General features: G+C 60.1%; 21 protein-coding genes and 2 pseudogenes. 7 read left to right on the top strand and 16 right to left on the bottom strand.

Features of this window, described 5'->3' with window-relative positions; translation table 11 throughout:
* Positions 1-3 precede the first annotated feature (3 nt).
* The 3 genes from GSQ83_RS13735 to GSQ83_RS13725 form a co-directional block, all read right to left on the bottom strand.
* Positions 4-330, bottom strand: a complete 327-nt coding sequence (locus GSQ83_RS13735) for an MGMT family protein (RefSeq protein ID WP_158803444.1) — start codon at positions 328-330, stop codon at positions 4-6.
* Positions 331-837: 507 nt separating this feature from the next.
* On the bottom strand, positions 838-3180 hold the full coding sequence (locus GSQ83_RS13730) for an FdhF/YdeP family oxidoreductase (RefSeq protein ID WP_158803443.1): 2343 nt from the start codon (positions 3178-3180) through the stop codon (positions 838-840).
* 352 nt (positions 3181-3532) lie between these two features.
* A complete protein-coding gene (locus tag GSQ83_RS13725) occupies positions 3533-3850 on the bottom strand; it encodes an NIPSNAP family protein (RefSeq protein ID WP_158803442.1) in 318 nt (105 codons plus the stop codon).
* Between the two features lie 130 nt (positions 3851-3980).
* On the opposite strand from GSQ83_RS13725, the gene GSQ83_RS13720 reads away from it, so the two are divergent.
* Entirely contained in the window at positions 3981-4679 is a 699-nt protein-coding gene (locus GSQ83_RS13720; RefSeq protein WP_158803441.1) for a helix-turn-helix transcriptional regulator, read from the top strand.
* 53 nt (positions 4680-4732) lie between these two features.
* On the opposite strand, the gene GSQ83_RS13715 is transcribed toward GSQ83_RS13720, so the two are convergent.
* The 6 genes from GSQ83_RS13715 to GSQ83_RS13690 all read right to left on the bottom strand — a co-directional run bounded on the left by GSQ83_RS13715 (position 4733) and on the right by GSQ83_RS13690 (position 11899).
* The gene (locus GSQ83_RS13715; RefSeq protein ID WP_158803440.1) at positions 4733-6430 is read right to left on the bottom strand and encodes a thiamine pyrophosphate-binding protein; all 1698 of its coding nucleotides are present in this window, start codon (positions 6428-6430) and stop codon (positions 4733-4735) included.
* A 38-nt stretch (positions 6431-6468) separates the two neighbouring features.
* Positions 6469-6792 (bottom strand): NIPSNAP family protein, encoded by a 324-nt coding sequence (locus GSQ83_RS13710; protein WP_158803439.1) that lies wholly within the window; start codon positions 6790-6792, stop codon positions 6469-6471.
* Between the two features lie 16 nt (positions 6793-6808).
* Positions 6809-8056, bottom strand: coding sequence for an LVIVD repeat-containing protein (locus tag GSQ83_RS13705; protein WP_158803519.1), 1248 nt, complete (start codon positions 8054-8056; stop codon positions 6809-6811).
* A 71-nt stretch (positions 8057-8127) separates the two neighbouring features.
* Entirely contained in the window at positions 8128-9246 is a 1119-nt protein-coding gene (locus GSQ83_RS13700) for a substrate-binding domain-containing protein (protein ID WP_174246663.1), read from the bottom strand.
* A 60-nt stretch (positions 9247-9306) separates the two neighbouring features.
* Complete coding sequence (locus GSQ83_RS13695; protein ID WP_158803438.1) at positions 9307-10350, bottom strand: ABC transporter permease; 1044 nt, start codon at positions 10348-10350, stop codon at positions 9307-9309.
* Between the two features lie 4 nt (positions 10351-10354).
* Complete coding sequence (locus GSQ83_RS13690; RefSeq protein ID WP_158803437.1) at positions 10355-11899, bottom strand: sugar ABC transporter ATP-binding protein; 1545 nt, start codon at positions 11897-11899, stop codon at positions 10355-10357.
* A gap of 157 nt (positions 11900-12056) precedes the next feature.
* Between GSQ83_RS13690 and GSQ83_RS13685 the strand changes: the two genes are divergently transcribed.
* Together GSQ83_RS13685 and GSQ83_RS13680 are read left to right on the top strand one after the other, a co-directional pair.
* Complete coding sequence (locus GSQ83_RS13685; protein WP_158803436.1) at positions 12057-12767, top strand: FadR/GntR family transcriptional regulator; 711 nt, start codon at positions 12057-12059, stop codon at positions 12765-12767.
* Between the two features lie 77 nt (positions 12768-12844).
* A complete protein-coding gene (locus tag GSQ83_RS13680; protein ID WP_254065679.1) occupies positions 12845-14260 on the top strand; it encodes an FAD-binding oxidoreductase in 1416 nt (471 codons plus the stop codon).
* A gap of 937 nt (positions 14261-15197) precedes the next feature.
* Here the strand turns inward: GSQ83_RS13680 and GSQ83_RS31305 are convergent.
* The 3 genes from GSQ83_RS31305 to GSQ83_RS13655 all read right to left on the bottom strand — a co-directional run bounded on the left by GSQ83_RS31305 (position 15198) and on the right by GSQ83_RS13655 (position 17849).
* Positions 15198-15518 (bottom strand): DUF1127 domain-containing protein, encoded by a 321-nt coding sequence (locus GSQ83_RS31305; protein WP_158803435.1) that lies wholly within the window; start codon positions 15516-15518, stop codon positions 15198-15200.
* 67 nt (positions 15519-15585) lie between these two features.
* Complete coding sequence (locus tag GSQ83_RS31300; RefSeq protein WP_371418019.1) at positions 15586-16290, bottom strand: sigma-70 family RNA polymerase sigma factor; 705 nt, start codon at positions 16288-16290, stop codon at positions 15586-15588.
* Between the two features lie 377 nt (positions 16291-16667).
* Positions 16668-17849, bottom strand: a complete 1182-nt coding sequence (locus GSQ83_RS13655; protein WP_158803433.1) for an AraC family transcriptional regulator — start codon at positions 17847-17849, stop codon at positions 16668-16670.
* A gap of 261 nt (positions 17850-18110) precedes the next feature.
* Between GSQ83_RS13655 and yghU the strand changes: the two genes are divergently transcribed.
* Positions 18111-18983, top strand: coding sequence for a glutathione-dependent disulfide-bond oxidoreductase (yghU, locus tag GSQ83_RS13650; protein WP_158803515.1), 873 nt, complete (start codon positions 18111-18113; stop codon positions 18981-18983).
* Between the two features lie 103 nt (positions 18984-19086).
* Here yghU and GSQ83_RS13645 read toward each other — a convergent pair whose 3' ends face one another.
* Complete coding sequence (locus GSQ83_RS13645; protein ID WP_254065678.1) at positions 19087-19644, bottom strand: hypothetical protein; 558 nt, start codon at positions 19642-19644, stop codon at positions 19087-19089.
* Positions 19645-19679: 35 nt separating this feature from the next.
* Positions 19680-19862, bottom strand: a pseudogene (locus tag GSQ83_RS31295) (MFS transporter); the annotation flags it as partial.
* Between the two features lie 275 nt (positions 19863-20137).
* On the opposite strand from GSQ83_RS31295, the gene GSQ83_RS13635 reads away from it, so the two are divergent.
* From GSQ83_RS13635 to GSQ83_RS31290, 3 genes are all read left to right on the top strand, one after another.
* Positions 20138-20443 carry an amidase family protein gene (locus tag GSQ83_RS13635; RefSeq protein WP_158803430.1) on the top strand — a complete coding sequence of 102 codons (306 nt, stop codon included), beginning with the start codon at positions 20138-20140 and terminating at the stop codon, positions 20441-20443.
* 145 nt (positions 20444-20588) lie between these two features.
* On the top strand, positions 20589-20834 hold the full coding sequence (locus GSQ83_RS13630) for an alpha/beta hydrolase (RefSeq protein ID WP_158803429.1): 246 nt from the start codon (positions 20589-20591) through the stop codon (positions 20832-20834).
* 95 nt (positions 20835-20929) lie between these two features.
* On the top strand, positions 20930-21163 hold the full coding sequence (locus tag GSQ83_RS31290; RefSeq protein ID WP_158803428.1) for an alpha/beta hydrolase fold domain-containing protein: 234 nt from the start codon (positions 20930-20932) through the stop codon (positions 21161-21163).
* An 86-nt stretch (positions 21164-21249) separates the two neighbouring features.
* Here the strand turns inward: GSQ83_RS31290 and GSQ83_RS13620 are convergent, their stop codons facing one another.
* Both GSQ83_RS13620 and GSQ83_RS30575 read right to left on the bottom strand, forming a co-directional pair.
* Positions 21250-21666 carry an isochorismatase family protein gene (locus tag GSQ83_RS13620; protein WP_254065677.1) on the bottom strand — a complete coding sequence of 139 codons (417 nt, stop codon included), beginning with the start codon at positions 21664-21666 and terminating at the stop codon, positions 21250-21252.
* Positions 21608-21827: pseudogene (locus GSQ83_RS30575) on the bottom strand (hypothetical protein); the annotation flags it as partial. The gene GSQ83_RS13620 and the pseudogene GSQ83_RS30575, both read right to left, overlap by 59 nt.

Raw genomic sequence — 21827 nt, 5'->3', positions numbered from 1 at the left:
CGGTTACTCAAACCAGCGGAAGCGCTCCAAGTCAAAGCGGTTCTTGTCGCCGAACTCGATGCCTTCCTTTTCGAGTAAGCGCTGCTGCAACCTGTCTCCTCCATTGCGGGAAAGGCTGTAAGAAACCTCGCCCTTGGCGCTGACAACGCGGTGCCACGGAATGTCGGTTTTTTCGCCAAGGTTTTGGAGCACATGGCCGACAAGACGGGCCCGCCTCGGTAGCCCAGCCATCGCGGCGACTTGGCCGTACGTTGCAACCCAGCCCTTTGGGATCCGACGGATGACGGCGCAGATTGCTGCGGCGGCTTCATCGCCTTGGGGTGGGGCCATCTTGAGGAGCTCACGCTTCGGAGGCATCGGCAGCTTTCGTAAATTTACTCGCAGTCTTTGGGGGCAAAGAAGTCACATCGCACCTATAAGAGGATGATTGCGGTGCATCTTGTCCGACTAGAGACTGCAGCGTAAAGATTGGAACGCTCATCCTGGCGGCGACCGGCTTGGGAACCGCATACCTTTTCTACACTACATGTTCATGGAACACGGAGCGACGCACAAGGCCTCACGACCTCGCCGTTGATGCGCAAGTTTTGAGGAGGCCTGAGGCTTCCGCCCGAAGGGCAGCCGAACGGAGACGGCAATCTCCGAACTTCAAACTCTCTTTCGCTTTCTCGACTGCCCTTTGAGGAGCCGTGACGTTACCGCGTCCCGTGACCCCGAAATCGCCGCCATTCAGTCGATTGTGATTCCTGAAAAAGCTCTCGATCTCGGCTGGCAGATTTTCGCGAAGGTCGTCCAGCGCACGCGGCAAAGACCTGGCACGGGCCGCCCATCTTTGGCCTAGCCCGCCATAAGCTGAGCAATTACGGGAATGGATTTGGCCGAGGGTGTCTTGCTCTTGGGGTCGTGGTGGCTCAGCGGCATCAACCCGTTGGTTTCAGGGTAGTAAGCGGCAATCGAGCCGCGCGGGATGTTGTAGGGGTGAGCCTTGAAGCCGCTCACCGTTCTGCGGACCTGCGGGTCCACAAGTGAGACTAACTCCACGGGCGTATTCGGTTCGATCCGGCGATCCGCCATGTCTTCCGCATTCATGAAAACCACCATCCTGCCCTCGAACACGCCGCGGTAGCGGTCGTTGAGCGTGTAGATTGTCGTGTTGTATTGGTCGTGGCTTCGGATCGTAGTGAGCCGAAGGGCAGCGGGGTTCTGTGCCGCGGGATCTTCAGCCAGCCCATCGCAGATGAGAAAATTGGCGCGGCCCGTCTGCGTCTTCCAAACAAGTTCCCGAGGACCATTGTATAGGTGAAATCCGCCCGGAACGCGGATACGGGCATTGAACTCAGTGAAGAGGTGAGGAAACACCTCCTCGATTTTGTCGCGGATCAGGTTGTAGTCGTCCTCGAAGGTCCGCCAGTCGATGCCACTGTCCGGCAAAGTGGCACGCGCCATGCCGCAGATGATTGCAACTTCTGACTTCAGTGAAGCGCTCGGAGGTTCGACCAAGCCGGCTGACGCGTGCACCATCGACATACTGTCCTCGACCGTGATGCTCTGCCGACCGGTGGCCTGCGTGTCGATATCACTTCTGGCGAGGCACGGCAGGATCAGAGCCTCGCGGCCATGAACCATATGGCCTCGGTTCAGCTTAGTGTTGATGCCGACGGTCAGGGAAAGACGCCGCATTGCTGCCTGCACGATCTCGGTATCGGGTGTCGCCGCGGCAAAATTGCCCCCGAGACCCACGAATACCTTCGAGCGGCCGTCGATCATCGCTTGCAGCGAATCAACGACAGAATGACCATGATGCTGGGGTGGCCGGAAGCCGAAGGCCTTCTCGATTTGGCCAAGAAACTCAGCGCTCGGTTTTTCGTCAATGCCGACCGTCCTGTCGCCCTGCACATTCGAATGACCGCGCACCGGACAGATCCCTGCGCCGGGGCGACCGAAATTGCCACGCATCAATAGGAGATTGGCGACCTGCTGCACGGCTTCGGTGCCGCGTCTATGCTGGGTCAGGCCCATGCCGAAGCAGATGATGACCGACTTGGCCTGAATGTATATCCGCGCCATGCGCTCGATCTGACCACGCGAGACCCCCGATACGCGCAGAATGTCGTCCCAAGAAGTGTTCTGGATGTCTTTGACGAGTTCCCCGAAACCGAGCGTGTGTTTTTGGATGAAGGGCAGATCCAGTACTGGCGGGTCGCCGGCAGCCAACGCCTCATCATGCGCATTGAGGACAAACTTCATGATGCCCTTGAGCACCGCCACGTCGCCGCCGACGCTCACCTGGCAGTATTCGCTCGCGATCCGGGTCGCGCTAAAAGTGACCATTTCGATCGGGGCTTGCGGTGCCGCAAAACGCTCCAGGGCTCGCTCGCGCAGCGGATTGATGGCGACAATCGGCGCACCCCGCCGCGAGGCGTTGCGGAGCTCGGTCATCATCCGCGGGCTATTCGTTCCGGGATTTTGTCCAATGACGAAGATGGCGTCCGTCGCCTCGAAGTCCTCAAGAAGGACGGTCCCCTTGCCGATCCCGATGCTCTCGGGAAGCCCGACGCTTGTCGCCTCGTGGCACATGTTTGAGCAGTCGGGAAAATTATTCGTGCCAAAGCGGCGCACGAAGAGCTGGTACAGGAAGGCCGATTCATTTGACGCACGGCCAGAGGTATAGAAATCGGCTTGGTCGGGACTCTCCAGCGCATGGAGATGCCTGGCCACCGTTTCGAAAGCCTGCTGCCAGCTGACAGGAACGTAGTGGTCGGTTGCTTCGTCATATCGCATGGGCTCGGTCAGCCGCCCTTGTTCTTCAAGCCAATAGTCGGAATGTTTGGCGAGTTCAGTGACCGTGTAAGCCGCGAAGAACTCCCGGGTGACATGGCGTTTGGTCAATTCGAAGGACACAGCCTTCGCGCCATTTTCACAGAACTCGAAGGAACTCGTGTGTTTGGGGTCCGGCCAGGCGCATCCGGGGCAGTCGAAACCCTCCGGCTGGTTCATGGACAGAAGTGCCTTCGAGCCCTTGAGCACGATGCTTTGTTCTCGCAGCGCATTGGCGGTTGCGTGTAGAGCACCCCACCCGCCTGCCGGGCTTTCATAGGGTTCGAAAACCGCCCCAGCCGGGGGTTCGGAGACAGGGACGCGGGGCTTGTCGTCGGAGGCGGATTTTGTGTCGTCGGCCATGGTTCTCTGCTCCGGTAGGTCGCGGCGCCGTGCCCGGCTCTGCGGAGGACTGCCAAGCTACCTCATTGACAGTCCAGTCTTGCGCCGGCCGATCGTCTTTCTGAATAGCACGAATTTCGGCCCGTCGTGTCCCCTAGCCCAAGTTTTATTTCGCTTGAGACACCGACAAATCGCACATGGCAGGAGGCAGCGACTGATTCTCGTGGCGGTCGTCAGAGCCTCCGCGCAAACCACTTCCGCCATGCCGGTTCCTCTACACGAGTAGCATCCTGTTTTACCTCATGCCTGCCACAACACAATCCATTCTACGAATACTGCCAGGCGTGTTCCCCGGCGGACCACACGCCCTATGTTAATGACCATCGCCGTATCGACGGATGAACGATCGCTCCATGCTCAACACGGCGCCGCTCGCGGCTAGCGCGGTCGCGCTGCGCGCATGGTTCGGATCCTCGGCAAGCGCCTCGCGATACCGCTCGTACTCGGCCATCGTTTCAATCTCGATCAGCCCGTAGCCGATGTTGGTCGGCCCGGCAAAATCCGTCGGCAGGTAGTAGGCGACGTTGCGCCCGCCGGCCTCGCGGATGACGGGTAACTCATTCTCGACATAGGTGCGGAACCCGCCAATCCGGTTCGGGTCAAGCGTGTAGCGGATACAGAGCGTATACATTGTTCCCTCTTTGCTGCTGATATCCCGGTATCTGGTAGCGGCCCCCACTGCCCTGTCACGCCCTGATGCTTCGGTCCTGGCCGAAGCATCAGGGCGTGCGGTCTGGCGCAGGTCGGCGTAGGATGCCCGAATGTCAGCCGGACTTCCCATCTCCGAAATCGGCGCGCTGGTAGGCGACCCTGGCCGCGCCAATATGCTGTCAGCGCTATTCGACGGCCGTGCGCTCACGGCAAGCGAACTCGCCTGGTCGGGCGGCGTCGCCGCCTCTACCGCGAGCGAGCATCTCGCCAAGCTCGTCGCAGGCGGCCTGATTAGCGTCGCAAAGCAAGGGCGCCACCGGTACTTCCGGCTCGCCTCCCCGGAGATCGCGCGCATGCTGGAAAGCATGATGGTTGTGGCCAACAATGCCGATCCGGCCGAGCCGCGTCGCCGCGCGACACCCAGGATCGCTCCGAACCTGCGTCGCGCGCGGACGTGTTACGACCATTTGGCCGGGCAACTCGGCGTCGGAATCGCCGACCGCCTAGTCGCGCAAGACATTGTCGTGCTCGGGGACGAAGCGGGTGAACTCACCCAGAGCGGCCTGGCTTGGCTTGAGCGGTTTGGCATTGCGGCCGAGCCCTCTGGGCGCACGCGCCGCCTGTTGTGCCGTCCGTGCCTCGATTGGAGCGAGCGCCGACCGCATTTGGCGGGCAGATTAGGCGCCGCGCTCTGCCGGCGGTGCGGCGAACTCGGTTGGATCGAGCGCGAGCGCGACAGCCGCGCCGTGCTGGTCACCCCGAGCGGGCTGCGAGGATTCGCGGAGGTATTCGGACTATCGCTGGCGTGAACAGCCACCTTCTCAATCGAGTGGCTAGCCGTATTCCCAGGGAAACAAGTGGATCAGCCCGAGGCGAGCGCCTGATCCCGCAGTGCTTTCTCTCGGATCGCGGAAAGGCTCGCGCCCGGCGTGAGGGCCTCGGGATCGACGATCAGGTGAATGATCGACGGCAGCCCAGAGGCAAAGGCCCGTTCGAAAGCCGCCTCGAAATCCTCGGTCCTCTCGACTTTTTCGCCGTGCCCGCCAAAGGCACGCGCATAACCCGCGAAGTCCGGATTGCGGAGGTCGGTGCCCGAGACGCGGCCGGGATAGTGGCGTTCCTGATGCATGCGGATCGTTCCGTACATGCCATTATCGACGACAATGACAATGATAGGCAGATCGTATTGCACGGCCGTCGCGAATTCCTGGCCGTTCATGAGGAAACACCCATCGCCCGCGAAGCACACGACCATGCGCCCAGGCTGGATGCGTTTGGCCCCAACGGCCGCCGGCAGACCATAGCCCATGGAACCGGAGATCGGTGCAAGCTGCGAACCAAAGGATCGGAAACGCAGAAAGCGCTGAACCCAGATTGTGTAATTGCCGGCGCCGTTGGTCACGATCGCGTCCGGCGGCAGCCGATCGCGCAGCCAGACCATGACCTCGCCATATTGCACCGACCCCGGCAATTTGGGTGCGATGCTGGTCCAGGCGAGGAAATCCGCACGCGCCTGCTGGGTCTCCTTGCGCCACGGAATGTCCCGCACAGGCGAAAGTAAGGTTAGGCCCTCGGCAAGCCCAACCGCCGTCGCCTGAATTGCGAGGGCCGGATGATAGACCCGGCCGAGTTCCGCCGCATCTGCATGGACGTGAACCATTTTCTGCCGCGGCGTGGGGATGTCGAACAGGGTGTAGCCCTGTGACGGAATCTCGGCCATGCGGGTGCCGAACATCAGCACAAGATCGGCGGCCTCGATCCGCGCTCTCAGCTTCGGGTTAGGACCGATGCCAAGCTCGCCGCCGTAATTCGGGTGGTCGCCGCTCAGAAGTGTCGCGCGGCGGAAAGTCGTGAAGACCGGCAGGTCGTAGCGCTCGATGAAGCCACGCAACCGCGCGATGCTGTCGACCGTCCATCCCGCGCCACCCAAAAGCAGCACGGGTTTCTTAGCCTGCTCCAACAGATCATGCAGCGCGGAGAGCTGAGACGCGCTCGGCGCCGTCTCCACCGGTTCAACCCTGGCCCCCGGAAAGGCCAGCGCGACATCCGTCAGCATATCCTCGGGCAAGGAAATGACGACGGGTCCCGGCCGCCCCTGCATGGCGACGTGGAAGGCGCGGGATAGGATTTCCGGAATGCGGGCGGCGTCCTCGATCTCGACCACCCATTTGGCCATGGTTCCGAAGACCGCGTTGAAATCCATCTCCTGAAAGGCGCCCCGCCCCTTCATGTCACGCGCGATCTGGCCGACGAACAAGATCAGGGGCACAGAATCGTGCCTGGCAATGTGGACGCCGGGGGAAGCGTTCGTCGCCCCCGGACCGCGCGTCACCATTGCGATGCCGGGACGGCCCGTCAGCCGCCCCACGGCGTCCGCCATCATGGTGGCGCCCCCTTCCTGGCGGCAGACGGTCAAGGCGATCGGCGTGCCGTGCAGGGCATCGAGAACTGCCAGGAAACTCTCCCCGGGCACGCAGAAAACGTGCTCCACCCCCTGCGCGAGCAAGCAATCGACGACGAGCTGGCCTCCGGTACGCGGGGCTGCATTCGGCACGGTCATTCGCAATTCTTCATGCTGTGTATCCTCGGCGTCCTACGCTATCGTGGCAGCGGCGCGAAGGCCGCCGGCACCATCAGCCTGTTCTCTTGCGCGATAAGGTTGCCCGCCTCGGCACTTTCGGCGAGATAGGCGATCCAATCCGGATCCGCCTGAAGGGTGGACCTTATTTGCGCCCGATGCGCCGCATCCTCATACCGCCAAAGGTGAACGTAGGAATTGAGCGGCCCCGTTTCCGTCACAAGAAAAGCCAGCGGGTCCCCAGCGAGCCGGCGCTGCACTGGAAAACCGCGTTCGGCGTAAAGCTTAAGCTGCTTCTGCAAGGTGCCGGGACGGGTGGTATAGGTTCGAAGATCGATCAGCATGAAGATTGCTTTCGGTTCAGCCAGTGTATTCCATGACGTAGAGGCCGGCATTGAAGTCCGTTGCGTAGATCAGCCCATTCGCATCGACGAAAACGTCGGCGGAATGCAGAACCTTGACCCGGTTTGGCCGGGGATCGACCATTCGAGCGGGCGGAGGCGGCACCAGCGCACCCACTTCCTTGGGCTGGAATTTGTTCCTGATGTCGTAAACGCGCACACCGGCATTCTGATACGTCGCAAAGATTAGGTCTTCGCTAACGAAGCTACCGGGGCGGTTCTCGTGGATATTGTGCGGTCCGAAATGGCCGCCGACCGCGAGATAATCCGTATCATCCGGCTCCGGCAGGGTAGAAATGCTGATCGGATTGGACTTGACCCGATTGTCGAAGAGCCAAATCGGCTTCTCGCCGTCCTCTCGGTTATCCAGCACGGTCTCATCGACTACGACGAGCAGCTCGCGCTTAGGCAGGGGGAGCGCATTGTGCGTGCCGCCGCCGAGCGGGGGTGCCCAGCTCTTGTGGGTGATCAGCTTGGGCTTGGTCCGGTCGGCCACATCCACCACAACGAGACAAGCGTCCCGCCAGCTGCAATAGGCCGTATCGCCACTAACGATGGGGTGGTGCAGCCCGTAGCGGCCGAATTCCGCCGGCCAATTCGCCTTCTCGCCGGCCGCGACATTCATGCCCGGCAGCCAAAAACGTCCAGCCTCGACGGGATTCTTCGGGTCGCTCATGTCGATGGTGATCAGGATGTAATCGCTGAAACCGTCGAGCAGGGCGGAGGCATAGGCCCAGCGTCCACCAGTATACCAGCAACGATGCAGCCCGCCGCCCTTGACTGACATGAAGCCAATCTGACGGGGATTGGCCGGGCTCGAAATATCATAGACCGCGAGACCCGCCGACCAGTTCTGTTCCGCCACCGCCTCCTTGGCGTGGAAATCAGCCTTGCCCTTGTAGTAATTTTTCTCGTCCTCCAATTCGGGCTGCGCGAACATATCCTTCGCATGAACGACGAGGAGAAGATCCTCATGCGTCTGCAAATGCAGGTTCCAGGTATTGAAGGGTGACGCGATGTAGTTCACCGGCTTGATATTCTTCGGATCCGAGACATCGAGAACGCTGAAGCCCTTTGAGAAAATATGCCCGATATAGGCGAAGCCGCGGTGAATCATGATCTGCACGCCGTCTTCGCGTCCGCCTTGGTCACTGTGACCGATGAGGCGCATATTGCGGGCATGAGTCGGCGTGGGTAGAGTCGTCATCATCATCTCCTGTGAGTGAAGCGCGGCGTCCGCAATCCGGAGGGGCGCAACGGCCCCTCCCAGACTCGGTTTTACTTGCCCCAGATCTTTTTGTAGGCGTCGCGGTAGCCGTTCGCGGGCTCGAATAAGCCATTCTTGCCGCCATCATCATCGATATTGGCAGCGGTAAAAAGATGGACCGGATTGACGAATCCGCTCGGCGGCTGTCCCGCGAAGGCGCGGTTCATCTCATCGATGGATTGCCATCCCTGAAGCGTAAGCGGATCTGCAACCGTGCCGATCTGATATTGCTTATCCCGGATCCGCTCGAAAGCTGATTTCGATCCGTCGCCGGCCGAGATATTGCGCGGATAGCCGTCACCCGCGATACCGGCCGCCTGCAAGGACGGCGCGATGAAGTCGTAGTAGAGGTCGTTGACGCCGATCGAATAGGTCCATTTCGTGCCAAACTTCGACAGCAACGACGTCGTCAGCTGCGGCATGCGGTTGGAGACGTCGCCCAGCGGCGTGTCCTCAATCGCCAGGATGGAGCACCCGGCACAGCCCTTGAGAACCGCGGCCTCGGCGTTGGTCTTAGCTGTCGCGATGGAATAAATGCTGTCTGTGAACAGCACGACATTGGCCTTGCCACCCGAGTCGACCACCGCATAGAGCGCGGAGGCCTTGGCGACATCCAGCGGATCTGTCGTGATATTGGTGAAGATCGGAGAGTTATCCAGCTTGCCCGGCTTGGGTCCGGAGTGCCAAGCGACAATCTTGACGCCTTGCTGGACTGCCTGCTCGATCAACGGTGCCTGTTCAGCGGCATCGACCGAGCCCAGGATGATTCCGTCTGGCTTGAGGGCGATCGCCTGGCTCATGGCTGTTGCACGGCCGGAAACCGAGCCCTGCCCGTCCAGTGTTCGATAGGTCCAACCCATGACCTTCGCGGCTTCCGCCGCGCCATCGCTGACGCCTTTCACACCGCCGTTGCGTTCGTCCGTGGCGACATAAACGACGAGCTTATGTCCAACATCCTTCGGGCCGGTGGTGGGTCCGCTCCAGGGTGGCGCGGAGGCGGTAACCTTCGCGATATAGTCTTTGGCTGATGTCATATACGCATCATCCGCCATCGCGAAGGATGCCGTCATGGTAATGAACGCGGCAGAGGCGAGGAGAAGCCCAGTCAGTCGGCAGTGATTCAGAGACATGTATCCCTCCGTCTTTCATTGAAAGGCCGTCATTATCGATTGGGCGCGGCCATTGAGAGTTTACGTTGCCGGATTGGAATCCCTCCGGCGGGTCACCGAGCGCCGGCGTTGCGCGTATCCGGCGATGCCGATCGCGACGACAAGCGTGGCTCCGTTGAACAGTGGCTCAACAAAGAAAGCCCCGCCAAACTGCTGAATACCCGAGATGCCCACGGCCAGGATCAGCACGCCAACCAGCGTCCCCCAGACATTGACACGGCCCGGCTTGATCGTCGTCGATCCGAGGAAAGCCCCGACGAGAGCCGGCAAGAGATATTCGAGCCCGACGCTCGCCTGTCCGATTCTCAACTTGCTGGCAAGCACGATGCCGGCGAAAGCGGTCAATGTGCTGGAAGCGACGAACACGCCGATCACATAGCCGCGGACCGGAATGCCGTTCAAAGCGGCGGCTCGCGGATTGGCGCCGATCGCATAGATGAACCGGCCCATCGGCAGCCGCTCGGTAACGATCCAGAGCAGAACAGCAAGCGCCAGGACGTAGAAGGCGGTGATGGGCAGGCCGACAAACCAGGTTCCGTTGATTTCGAGAAAGCCGCGCGGAAGATGGCCCATCACCTGCTGGCCGCCGGTATGCCACAAAGCGAGCGCGTAAATAATTGTGCCAGTACCCAAAGTCGCTATGAAGCTGTCGATCTTTGCGATCTCGACGAGGAGTCCATTGATCAGCCCACAAAACGCCCCGGCCAGAAGAACCAGCACGACCGCGACTTCCCAGCTCAAGCCGTACTGGGTTTGCAAGCTGATCGCCAGGATATGCCAGAGCACGATGCCGTAGCCGACCGTGAGATCGATACGCCCCGCCATCATAGGCAGCATCGCGGCCAGCGATAGCAAAGCGATGATCGCTTTATCGCTCAGGATGGACCGCACATTGAGCATGGTCGGAAATGTGTCGGGCAAGAGAATGGAAAAGACGACGATCAGAATGACCGTCAGAACCGGCAAACCGTAAACGGGCAAGAGCCGGCGGATGACCTCGATCCGCGAAAGGCCCTTGAGTTCGGATCGGGTCGGCTCGAGCGCATTGGATTCCAGGGATTGCATGGCCTCACCCGTGACTGGAAGAGAGCGTTTCGACAGGGCCCACGCGCGCCGAGGCAGCAGCGAGAAGGGAGCCTACGGAGAGGTCGTCGCTATGCAATTCAGCAACGACCTTGCCTCTGTCGAAGACGAGCGCACGGTGGCAGACATTCGCCACTTCCTCGAAATCCGTTGAGACCACTATGATACAGGCGCCCTGTTCAACGACCTCATTGAACAGCCGATAAATCTCGGCCTTGGCGCCGACATCGACTCCCGCCGTCGGGTCTTCAAAGATGTAGACCTTGCCGCGCAGATGCAGCCAACGTCCGACGACGACCTTCTGCTGATTGCCGCCCGACAGGGCCTCGATCGCCATGGTCGGTGCATTGGGCCGAAGATGGACGCTCACGCCGAGCTTTATCGCGGCGGATGTCTCTTTCGAGGGCGAGAGATATTTGAAAAGTCCGTGTCCGGCCGCGGGCGGGTTGAGAAACAAATTCTCGCGCACGGACAGCGTCGGCACGATCGAACCGGATGTGCGGTCGCCCCAAACCAGCACGATGCCAGCCGCCATTGCCTGGCGTGGGGAAACCGCCGCGAATGGGGTGCCGTCGAGCTTGGAAACACCCGCCGTCATCGGCAACAGGCCGAATAAGCTGCGGCCCACGGCCTCGTGCCCCGCACCGCGGAGCCCGACCAATCCCACGACCTCACCCGCGCGGAACTCCGCGTCGATGGGACCGACGTCATCGATGCAGACGCCCTCTAACGCTAGCCGTGGCTGCCCGAGTTTTTCAACCGGACGCCTGAAGATCTGCGAGGGCTCGCGCCCAACGATCATCAGAATCGCATCATGCGGCGTCACCTCGGCAACGGCACGGTCTCCGACCGTTTGGCCGTCGCGCAGAACGACCATGCGGTCCGCAATCTCGAAGACCTCATCGAGGCGATGGGAGACATAGATCATTCCGACGCCACGTTCCCGCAAGCGCCGCAGGACGGTGAATAGCCGGGCAACCTCGTCAGCCGGCAGACTGGCCGTCGGTTCGTCCAGAACCAGAAGCTCCGCTTCCGTCACCAGAGCGCGGCAAATAGCGACCAGCGATTTTTCCGTGCGATTGAGATTCTGCACCCGGTCGTCCGGGTCGATGTCAACGCCTAGATGATTCAGCGCCTCGGCCGCGCGCTTGCGGGAATCGGACCAGTTGAGCAGGCCGTAGCGTTTGGGATAGCCAAGCGACAGGCAAATATTTTCGGAGACCGTCATCCACTCGATCAGGCCAAGATCCTGATGGATGAACGAAATCGGCATTTGCCGCGCGGAGGTGGTGTAGTCGCGGCCCGCATAGGCAATGCTGCCGGAATCAAGTGCCACGACCCCCGCCATGATTTTGATGAGCGTGGATTTGCCTGCGCCGTTCTCTCCGAGCAGAGCCACGATTTCGCCGCGGCAAGCCGTGAGCGACACGTCCCTGAGGGCCTGTGTCCCGCCGAATCGTTTGGAAATGCCGGCCATTTCCAGCAGGCGCGAAGTCTCAGTTCGGGAACGTGCTTCTTGCACGACCTCCATCTTGGATATCCCTCCTTCACGCCATGTTTTTCTGGCGTATGACCAGGATAGGGTTGTTCAGAAGCTGTAACTGTGTCAAGCAAATAACCGCTGGATTGCGGCAGAGCCGACTTTTTCGGACGCGTTGTCTGTCAAGTTGATGGCTTGGGGAGAGGTTGTGGCAGTCATTCGGCCATCGCGGCGCCTTGGTGACGAGCTGTACGACGCGCTTGTCGGCCTGATCGACCGTGGGGAGCTCACAGATGGGAGCCGGCTGCCCGCGGAGACGGAAATCGCGCAGCAATTCGGGGTTTCGCGCCCGGTCGTGCGCGAAACCCTGTCCCGCCTCCGCGACGAGGGTTTGATCATCTCGCGGCGCGGGTCTGGCAGCTACGTCAAGAAAACCCCGGCCAATCTAGAACTCGCCGCGCGTATCGCCTTCGGTCCGATCAGCAGTCTGGAACAGATCGCGAAATGCTATGCCTTCCGCATCGCGATTGAGGGGGAGGCGGCCTGTCATGCCGCCGGCAACCGCACGCCGGAAGATCTTTCCATCATCCGCGAAAGCCTCATCGGACTTGGCACCATGATCGAAGCCAAAATGGTTGGTGGGGACGTGGACTTTCGCTTTCATATGGCGGTAACCCGCGCCTCCGCCAATGAGTGGTTCGTGTCGGCGATGATGGCGATGCGCCAGCAAATCGAATTCACCATCGATCTCGCGCGCACATTGTCGATGTCACGAACGGCCGAACACATCCAGGGCGTGCAGACCGAGCATGTGATGATCTACAATGCGATTGAGGCGGGCGACCAGGAAGTCGCCAAGGCCGCGATGCGTCAACACCTCAGCAATGCCTGCGACCGTATCTTCAAAGGCCCGAGCTGAAGTTTCTATTTTGCGCTAACCGGTCGGCCGAAGACCGCGGTCGTCGGCCTCAGATTTAGGACTGCGAACGTCTCGTCATGACAATGCCACCTGACGATCTTCTTGCCCAGTTTTCCGCGATTGTCGGAGGCCGATATGCGATACGCGAGCGTTCAGACCAGCAGCCCTTCGTCGAGGAGCCGCGTGACCGATATCACGGTAGGGCCGCCCTCGTGCTGCGGCCAGGTTCCACAGCGGAAGTGCAACAGATTCTGGCCCTCGCGAACACGACACGTACCGCGATCGTCCCGCAAGGCGGCAATACCGGCCTCGTCGGCGGACAAGTACCAGATGGATCCGGCCACCAGATCGTCCTGTCACTGGCCCGCCTGAACGCTATCCGTGCCATCGATCCAATCGGCAACACCATCGATGTTGAGGCCGGGGTTACGCTACAACGGGTCCGCGAAGCGGCGGAATCCGCCAATCGGCTGTTTCCGCTGTCGCTCCCATCGGAAGGGAGTTGCACGATCGGCGGCAATATCGGCACCAACGCTGGCGGCACAGGCGTCATTGCCTACGGCAATATGCGAGACCTTGTGCTTGGTCTGGAGGTTGTACTCGCGGACGGACGCCTCTGGCGCAACATGCGGCATTTGAGGAAAGACAATACGGGCTACGATTTTCGCGGCCTGTTCGTCGGTTCCGAGGGTACTTTGGGCGTGGTCACGGCCGCCGTCCTGAAGCTCTTCCCGCGCCCTCGCTCAGTCGCGACCGCCTTCGTCGCGGTGCCCGACCCGGAGGCGGCACTCGCCCTGCTGCAAATCGCGCAGGCGCAGAACAGCGCCACTCTTACCGCTTTCGAACTCATGCCACGGTTCGGCATCGAACTTGCGATTAAGCATGATCTGGGCTCGCGCGATCCGCTCGCGACCGCCTATGCCTGGTATGTCCTGATCGAGATTTCTTCCGGCACCGACAGCGGGATCGATACCGTCCTGGAGACGCTGTTGAGCGATGCCATGGAGCAAGGCCTCGTGCTCGACGCGGTACTGGCCGCCTCGATCGAACAAGCCAAGGCCCTGTGGCGACCGCGTGAGAGCATGTCGGAAGTGCAGGGCCGTGAAGGAGGTTCGATCAAGCATGACGTCTCCGTCCCCGTCTCGGATGTCGCGCGTTTCCTGGCCGAAGCCATTCCGGCCGTCGAGCGCTTCGTGCCAGGAGCGCGCGTTCTTCCCTTCGGTCACGTTGGCGACGGCAATATCCACTTCAACGTCAGCCAGCCTTTAGGCGGCGACAAGGAAGCCTTTCTGGCGCGATGGGAGGAGGTGAATGTCGTGGTCCATGAAATCGTCGCTCGATACAATGGGTCGATCTCGGCCGAACATGGAATAGGACAGTCGAAACGTGTGCTTCTCCCCGGCGTAAAGCACGCGGTGGAAATGGAAGTGATGCGTTCCGCAAAGACGATGTTCGATCCCAACGGCATTCTCAACCCGGGCAAAGTCCTCTGATCCTGCCGCGGAAGGAAAAACTCATTCTTTTGGAGTTGTGCTCTATCCTGGACCCTCCACGCTCATTTCTTATCTAAGGCGCCTCCTGCTGGCGAAACGGTAGGGTGTCGCCGAAGAAAAGTGATGGATGCATAGGCTCCAACCCAAGACCCCAAGGCCGCAAAAAACACATAGACCCAATTTCCCGTATAGCTGATCACAGCGTAGGAGGACAACAGATACCAGAAGCTGCTCCAGCTCGCAGCAGCGACCCGCCGTCGTGCCAAGACAGCCGACGTAAACATAACGTAAACTGCGTCTGTGGCCGCCGTGGCTACCACAACCGCCGCAGCCGTAAATGGGTCAAGCGAGCCTATGGAAATGACGATCTTCCCGCTAAATCTGTCCGCCACTATAGAGCGCCAATCTCACGCCTGACTATCCGGATTGATACAAGACCTTCAACAACCTCGAGGCCGAACGTTGCGGCCTGCACGGAAAATTCGGCGCGGCGCGGAACGCGGAGGCTGGCCGTGAAGCTCCTAGTTCTGACCAGATCACGTTACCCGAAGATATCGAGCGGTATGTCGTCTTTTCATTTACCTTTATCTCGCGGCTCGCTTCGGCCTGTCCCCGCCAAAACCTCGCCGAGCTTAGCCAGGAACTGTTGCCACCCGTATTTTGCTCCCTGGTACGCCTGTTCCTGATCCGTACGGAACCCGGCATGCTCCATTCGCAGATGCGTGCCTGTGCCCGAAGCGGAAGCGTCCACGTGACAACGCTCCCGAGAGCCATGGCGGCCCAGGTCTAGGACAAGGTTCTATTTAGCTCGACTTCTAGAACACGGCAATTTATCATGCCCCAGTCCGCGCTAAAATCAAATCAGTGACCCTCGAACCAGCGGTTCGCGTCGGAGGTAGGAGCAGGACTGCACCAACGCCACGGGACGTGCTACTTTTCATCGGGTCTCCTCCCGACCTTGCGCTTGGCTTCGACTGCGCGAGGGCGAGTCATCGCAGCTAAGGGAGGTCTGGGTCTTCGAGGCCGGTATGTCCCAAAAGGATCGAGAGCCCTCCATCTGCGCATCGCCAGGCGAAAGGCCGATGTCAGCGAGCATGCGGGCGCTCATCTCTAAAAGCTGCCCCCGCTCACGGGATATCCGCCTCGCCCGCATAACGGCACCCCATAGACTTTCAAAATGACCTGTCTCGCGGCGCCTTCGTCTTATGAAAGTCGATACATCGAAAAACGCAGCGTAAACTTTCCGTACGAACGGCATGCTCTCTTATTCCCTTCAGCCGAATTGTGCGTTCGCTTCGCACTCGATCTTGTCCGTCGTTCAAAGATCACAAAAGCGCTGTCACCGTCGATAAGTCGGGCCGACTCCATGACGCCATCAATAGGCGACGCGCTCGATACAGACGCGACATCACAGTGCCAATCGAGACATCCGTGATCCAAGCTATTTCTTTATACGTAAGCTCCCTCATCTCACGAAGTATGAGGCATTCGCGCAGATCGATCGGAAGCTCCGACATCACCGCCCTCAGCTGTGCGAATTCCTGGGCGTTCGAGAGAGTGGCCTCCGGTCCTGGATTAGGGTCGGCAAGGTCTAAGCCGATGTCCCCGTCGTTAAATTCACTTCCGAAATTGCCGTACGCGACCTCTGCGACCGTGTTGCGAGACCTCAGTCGAACATAGGCTGTATTACGGACAATCTTCAGCAGCCAAGCTCTCCCACTTTCACCGCGGAATGAGCAGAAATATCGTAGAGCCCTAACGCAGGCATCCTGAACAGTGTCTTCTGCCTCGACCGAGTCACGTGTTAGCCAAAGCGCTAGGTCATAAGCGGCATTGAGATGTGGCAAGATTGTAGTCTCGAACGCCGGAGCCGTTGCCGTTGCCGTTGCCGATACTGCGACTGAATCGTGCTGTAATACGGGACCCGGCGGTAGAGGATTTGCAAACGAACTCGGGACAACGGATTGCACCACTGTACGCGATATGGTTTGGTCTGGCCGATCTCCTGCGCCGGTGTTGGCCCTGGGCATTACGGGCTCGATCACCGACACGCCAGGCCTTGCCAATCCTCCGCCACGATTAGCAAAGGCGAGGTCATCTCTCACGCGGGCGCGCGCGTTGACACGAGCACCGGCATGGCATGTTGCCATGATTGACAAGTTCTCTCTCCCTCAATCGCCCGGGCAAGAAAGCTGCTGGAGCTGCACGCAATACACAATGTCTTCCGACTGGCGTCTTGGATTTGGCGGACAATCGTATTGCTCAGCAGGACACGTCTTTACTCCCGATGCGATCGGTGAGTTCGCCCGCTGGAGGTTGAGTGCGCACTGCGTAGCACTGCGCGGCAGCCTGAGTAGCTGGCCTATCGAGGCTCGGGACCGTCGTCCATTCCGAACCAGAATGGTTGTTACTGTGCCGGCTGGGCATTACGCCATTCGGAGGGTGTCATGCCGAACCTGCTGCGAAAACTCCGATTGAAGTAGGACAAGTCGCCGAATCCGACGTCGTATGCGATGGCGCTTATCTTATCTCCACGGGCGCCTGCGGCGGAAAGCTGGCGGTGCGCCAATAGCAGACGTTGTTCGAGTAAGAACTCCGAGAAGGTAAAATTGGTTGCGCCGAATAACCGTTGTATTTGCTTTGGGCTTAGCCCGACTAGCCGAGCTAGCGAATGGATGGTCAGATTGCCGTCGCTAAGGCGTTTGAGCATCTGAGTTTGAATAAGCTGCAGGCGTGCCGCGGCGTAGCCGTCCTGCAATGCCGGCATCGCCTCGTTGACATCCGTTCTCAGCAGCAACCCCACAAGTTCAGTCATGTGCCGTGCCATCGTGTGCTGGCCGAGAGCGTCAAGCGAAGCGGCTTTCGCTGCACAGAGCGCGAAATAATCAGCAACGATCTCGCGTATGCGGAGGCTCCCCGCCAGCGGCTTGGAAAGCTTGTCCTCCGCCTCCCCACAAATGCCGACTAGCTCGCGCCTCGGGATGCGAAGGGCGGTAAATCGGGCTCCCTGGCTAAGACCGCACTCGGCGACATCGTCCAAGGACATCAGGCACGCTTGCGTCGGCCGAAGCTCGACAGTGCGTCCTCGTTGGACGGTAAGGATATCACCCGTTACCGCAGTGACCAGCACAAGGTCATCACAGCCGTCGGAGAGAAGGTCCGGGGTACGCAAGAAGCTGCCGGATGTGCCCTGGGCTGCTCCAAATGACAGCGAGCCAATCTTGGTCACCTCAACTGTGCATTCGATTCGCTCGGCCGTGCCCGGCTCGACATCGAGCTGGCAGAAGCGCCGGCAAAATTCCTCGCGCCATGCCTCGTACTTTTGCCCTTTGGGGACGCCAGCGTACGAGAATGTTGGAAATCCCGCGCGGGCTTCGCTATTTTTGGATGTCACTTCTCCGGCTCTCTGAATTCTTTGCCGACCGACTCGCTGAAGGATTTGTCCCGGGGCACAACATTGGCCTTTAACTACGTCTGCTTGGAGGGCGCATCCCAAACTCCTCGAGCAGAGCCGTTTCATATTTTTGACAGATCTTACCATATAAGAAATACTCTGTTTGCTACTATTAAGCAATAACCCGAGCTTCACCCACGACTTCCGGCGCAAAAGCGTCTATGCCAAGCAGTACTGGTTCGGTAGCAACGCAAGAAAAGCGCTGAGTTCGCCGATCGCGCTCATTTAGACGACAGGACATAGCCACTATGCCTTTTGTTCGCATCAAACTTCCACGCGGAGAGTTGGCCGAATGCGGAGTGGCGCAGCGCTTCGGGTGGAGGCAGTCCCGGATGCTCGACCGTGCTCGTCATGTTCAACGCACGACTGCCGCTCTTCAACGCCTGGAGGTTTAATATGGCTGATTCAGAGTATGCGCCGCCGAAAGTCTGGACCTGGAACAAGGCGAACGGTGGCCGGTTCGCGAATATCAATCGCCCGATCGCGGGACCGACGCATGACAAGGACTTGCCGGTTGGTCGCCATCCCCTTCAGCTCCACTCACTGGCAACGCCGAATGGGGTGAAGGTCACGGTGCTGCTCGAGGAATTGCTGGCTCTTGGCCATCACGGCGCGGAATACGACGCCTGGCTGATTAGAATCGGCGACGGCGATCAGTTCGGAAGCGGTTTCGTCGCGGCCAATCCAAACTCAAAAATACCAGCGTTGATCGATCGTGGTGGTCCGACGCCGGTCCGGGTATTCGAGTCGGGTGCGATCTTGCTTTATCTGGCGGAAAAGTTTGGGGCCTTCCTGCCACCCGACGGCCCGGGGCGGGCCGAATGCCTATCATGGCTGTTTTGGCAAATGGGCAGTGCACCTTATCTAGGGGGAGGATTCGGCCATTTCTATGCCTATGCGCCGTCGAAGTTCGAATACCCCATCGATCGATTCGCTATGGAGGTGAAACGCCAACTCGACGTGCTCGACCGCCGCCTCGCTGAAACCGAGTATTTGGCGGGAAGCGATTACACCATCGCGGATATAGCGGTTTGGCCGTGGTATGGTGGTCTGGTGAATGGCTGGCTTTATGAAGCTGCCGAGTTTCTGTCAGTTCAGGATTACGGGAATCTGCGGCGCTGGGCGGACACAATTGGCGAACGGCCGGCGGTCCGTCGCGGTCGTATGGTCAACCGCATCTTTGGAGAACCTTCGTCCCAATTGCATGAACGTCATGACGCCACTGACTTTGAGACGAAGACACAGGACAAATTGGCGCTGCCGACCTGACGACCCTCGCGGACGAAGGCGGTCGAGCGTCTGCACATCGCGAGTTCAGCGGTTCTTACGCCAAGGACCGTCTCGCCCTGCCACTGCCAGCCTGATGATCAGGTCAGCATCGGTTCCAGGTCTGGGTTGCCTTTTGCCATCGCGCCCAGTTCTCCGCTGCCACGGTGTCGGCTACGTCAAGCGCACGGCCAATGGACCCAGGACCATCTCGTTCCAACCCACAGCGCAAGCGCCGAGAACGCAAAGGACGGCGATCTCCGCTCCGACGACCAAGCTGCCGCTCCACAAAATCAGGATGCAGAAGGCCGCTCGCCACGCCCAGGCCGGAGAGAACCAGGAAGCCGGCACCCAGCACGTCGGCGACAATCCCCCAGGAGATACGGCCCACCGCACCGCACACCTGCACAACCGCGGCAACGCCGCCCGCCCGGATCGGAGTCCAGCCGAGATCGGTGACCAGCATCGCAACGGTGAAAGCCGAAACACTCAACTGGATTTCTGAGTAGAAGAAGCCGAGCAGGGAAATCGCGCGAAGGCTCGGCCGGGACCAGATAAGGACCTGACCCGCCCAGATTGCGCGGCCCCCAACCCGGGTTTCCGGCTTCCGGTCGTCATCCCACCAATCTCGCAGGATGCCAACAACATGCCCAGCACCAGGCAAGGGATGGCGCTCAGCGCCAGCGCGATATGGAAGCCGAAAGCTTCCGTGAGAGGTGGGATCGCAAGCGCGGCCAATACTCCTCCCGCTGGAACCCCTGCTTGCTTGATCGAAAAGATGATGTTGCGCAGGCGGGCTGGTGTCTGCCCATGCAGCATATGCGATGAGCAGGGATTGTTAAACGCGTATCCAATACCGATGAGCAGCGAACCCGCGATCATGACCGGGAGGGATCCGGTAGCCAGGCCCAGCATCCCGACGGAAGCGCAAAGCAACGCAATTTGGTTGAGCCTCGCTACCCCCCACGCTTCACCAGGCGTCCGGCGACGGAAGACGCGAAGATGCCGGAGAAGTAGATCAGGCCGACCTGATAGCCGATCCAATAGGTGTGGATTGAAAGCTTGGTCGCCAAGGTAGGCGGGATTGTCGTAAGTCAAAGAACCGATGAGGTCGCGAGAATTTGGGATGCCGTGCAGATCGAGAGTGTGGCCAAGATTTGCTCGCCGCCTACGATCTCGCGGCCCGTTGCTGCACGGAATTCGATGAGATCGCTTCCGGCTTTGATGTGATCGTCACGCCCAGCGCTCCCGGCGAGGCACCGAGCGGTGTGGGTGCCGACAGTCCGGTCATGAACCAGATTTGGACGCTGCTCCATGCTCCCTGTGTCAACTTGCCCGCGATGCGCAGCCCGGCTGGCATGCCACTGGGACTGACCCTCACCGGCCCGCGCTTTTCCGACCGTCGCTTGCTGGCCCGCGCCATTCTTCTCGATCAGGCTTTTGTCGCCGCGGCTGAAGCGTGAACCAGCAGGAGCTTGAGGCAATACTCAACCGTCTCCAGGCCGGTGCGGGCCTGCCCCGACTTTCTCCGTCGAGAGCGCTCGGGCAGGCTGGTATAGCCACGCGGATGACTTCGCAATTCCAGACACGCTGCATCAGGCGACCACCTTGACCGGCGCGATGAAGGCCGAATGGCTGCAAAGTGCGGAGCTGACACCTCAGCGCGCCGTCCTTTATCTTCACGGCGGCGGCTATGTCTGCGGATCCATCGAAAGCCATCGGCCATTGGCCCCCGCCTTTGCCGAGAGTTTTGACTGTACCGTGCTCAGCATCGACTTCCGTATGGCGCCCGAGCATCCTTTCCCTGCCGCCGTCGAAGACGCCGTCGCAGCCTACCGGTATCTGCTGGATTAAGGATTTCCACCCGAGGCAATCGGCATTGCCGGTGATTCCGCAGGCGGCGGTCTGGTCGTTGGAATGCGATTGACAGCAACGCCGATACGGACCCGATGGTATTTGCATCGACGCTGGGCGGGTCACGCGACATCTGTCTCGCGGGGGCTGCGATCGAGCATCCATATGCCCATTCGAACGCTGGCAATTTCTCAAAGTTTCCTCCGCTTTTGATTCGGGTTTCGGCGAAGGAAATCCTGCTCGACGACGCTTTCCGTCTCGCGAAACTGGCGGCGTTGGAAGGCGTTCCCGCTTCTCTCGAGATTCGGCCTGGCATGATGCATGTTTGACACCTCTTCTCGCGCGACATCCAAGAAGCAAGGGATGCTCTCGCACAGGCGGCGGTTTGGCTTAACGCGCGACTCTCACCGACCAGTTAGCTTAGGCTTTTGTAGAACGCCAACACCTCGGCGACTCGAAGCACATCCGGATATTTCTTGTGCATGTCGTGCAGACTAGCGAAGTGGGGGCTTGCATGTACATCGGCGACGCATGCTTCGGGCACGATCATCCGATAGCCGCGCCATAGCCCATCCACCACGGTCGCGCACGCGCAGCCTGATGTGGAGCCTCCCGTCACCACCACAGTATCGCAACCATGCCAGACTAAATGAGACTGCAAGTTGGTCTCGTGAAGGGCGGATGGCATAAGCTTGTTGACGACGTAATCCCGTTCGTTATCGACATCGAGGCGGCTGTCGAATGCACCGCGGCGCGACCCGCGCTTGATGTCTTCAGAGAGTCTGGTGTGTCGTCCCGGAAACCGAAGACGCCACAGTCCACGCCATCGCAAGCTGCAGTGTTTTGAACGGAACCTGCTGCGCCAAGGTTAGGGTGCCTTCGCGCGCGAGCTCCAGGCCCGCCAGAAAGGTGCTCGCCACCGCCGCCCGTGCGCGAAGCGGGCGGTCCGTAGCCTCCTCGGCGACAGGCGGCAAAAAGGCCGCGAGGTCGCCG

Origin of the sequence: Acidisoma sp. L85 (genome assembly GCF_009765865.1) — a bacterium.
In the GTDB taxonomy this organism is placed as follows: Bacteria; Pseudomonadota; Alphaproteobacteria; order Acetobacterales; family Acetobacteraceae; genus Acidisoma.
Note: the sequence above shows the minus strand (reverse complement) of the source record. Positions and strands in the feature narration are given on the sequence as shown.

Coding starts and splice junctions, on each gene's coding strand:
- GSQ83_RS13735 (WP_158803444.1), bottom strand. CDS start 330: ATGGCCCCACCCCAAGGCGATGAAGCCGCCGCAGCAATCTGCGCCGTC.
- GSQ83_RS13730 (WP_158803443.1), bottom strand. CDS start 3,180: ATGGCCGACGACACAAAATCCGCCTCCGACGACAAGCCCCGCGTCCCT.
- GSQ83_RS13725 (WP_158803442.1), bottom strand. CDS start 3,850: ATGTATACGCTCTGTATCCGCTACACGCTTGACCCGAACCGGATTGGC.
- GSQ83_RS13720 (WP_158803441.1), top strand. CDS start 3,981: ATGTCAGCCGGACTTCCCATCTCCGAAATCGGCGCGCTGGTAGGCGAC.
- GSQ83_RS13715 (WP_158803440.1), bottom strand. CDS start 6,430: ATGACCGTGCCGAATGCAGCCCCGCGTACCGGAGGCCAGCTCGTCGTC.
- GSQ83_RS13710 (WP_158803439.1), bottom strand. CDS start 6,792: ATGCTGATCGATCTTCGAACCTATACCACCCGTCCCGGCACCTTGCAG.
- GSQ83_RS13705 (WP_158803519.1), bottom strand. CDS start 8,056: ATGACGACTCTACCCACGCCGACTCATGCCCGCAATATGCGCCTCATC.
- GSQ83_RS13700 (WP_174246663.1), bottom strand. CDS start 9,246: ATGTCTCTGAATCACTGCCGACTGACTGGGCTTCTCCTCGCCTCTGCC.
- GSQ83_RS13695 (WP_158803438.1), bottom strand. CDS start 10,350: ATGCAATCCCTGGAATCCAATGCGCTCGAGCCGACCCGATCCGAACTC.
- GSQ83_RS13690 (WP_158803437.1), bottom strand. CDS start 11,899: ATGGAGGTCGTGCAAGAAGCACGTTCCCGAACTGAGACTTCGCGCCTG.
- GSQ83_RS13680 (WP_254065679.1), top strand. CDS start 12,845: ATGACAATGCCACCTGACGATCTTCTTGCCCAGTTTTCCGCGATTGTC.
- GSQ83_RS31305 (WP_158803435.1), bottom strand. CDS start 15,518: ATGCCGTTCGTACGGAAAGTTTACGCTGCGTTTTTCGATGTATCGACT.
- GSQ83_RS31300 (WP_371418019.1), bottom strand. CDS start 16,290: ATGCCCAGGGCCAACACCGGCGCAGGAGATCGGCCAGACCAAACCATA.
- yghU (WP_158803515.1), top strand. CDS start 18,111: ATGGCTGATTCAGAGTATGCGCCGCCGAAAGTCTGGACCTGGAACAAG.
- GSQ83_RS31290 (WP_158803428.1), top strand. CDS start 20,930: ATGGTATTTGCATCGACGCTGGGCGGGTCACGCGACATCTGTCTCGCG.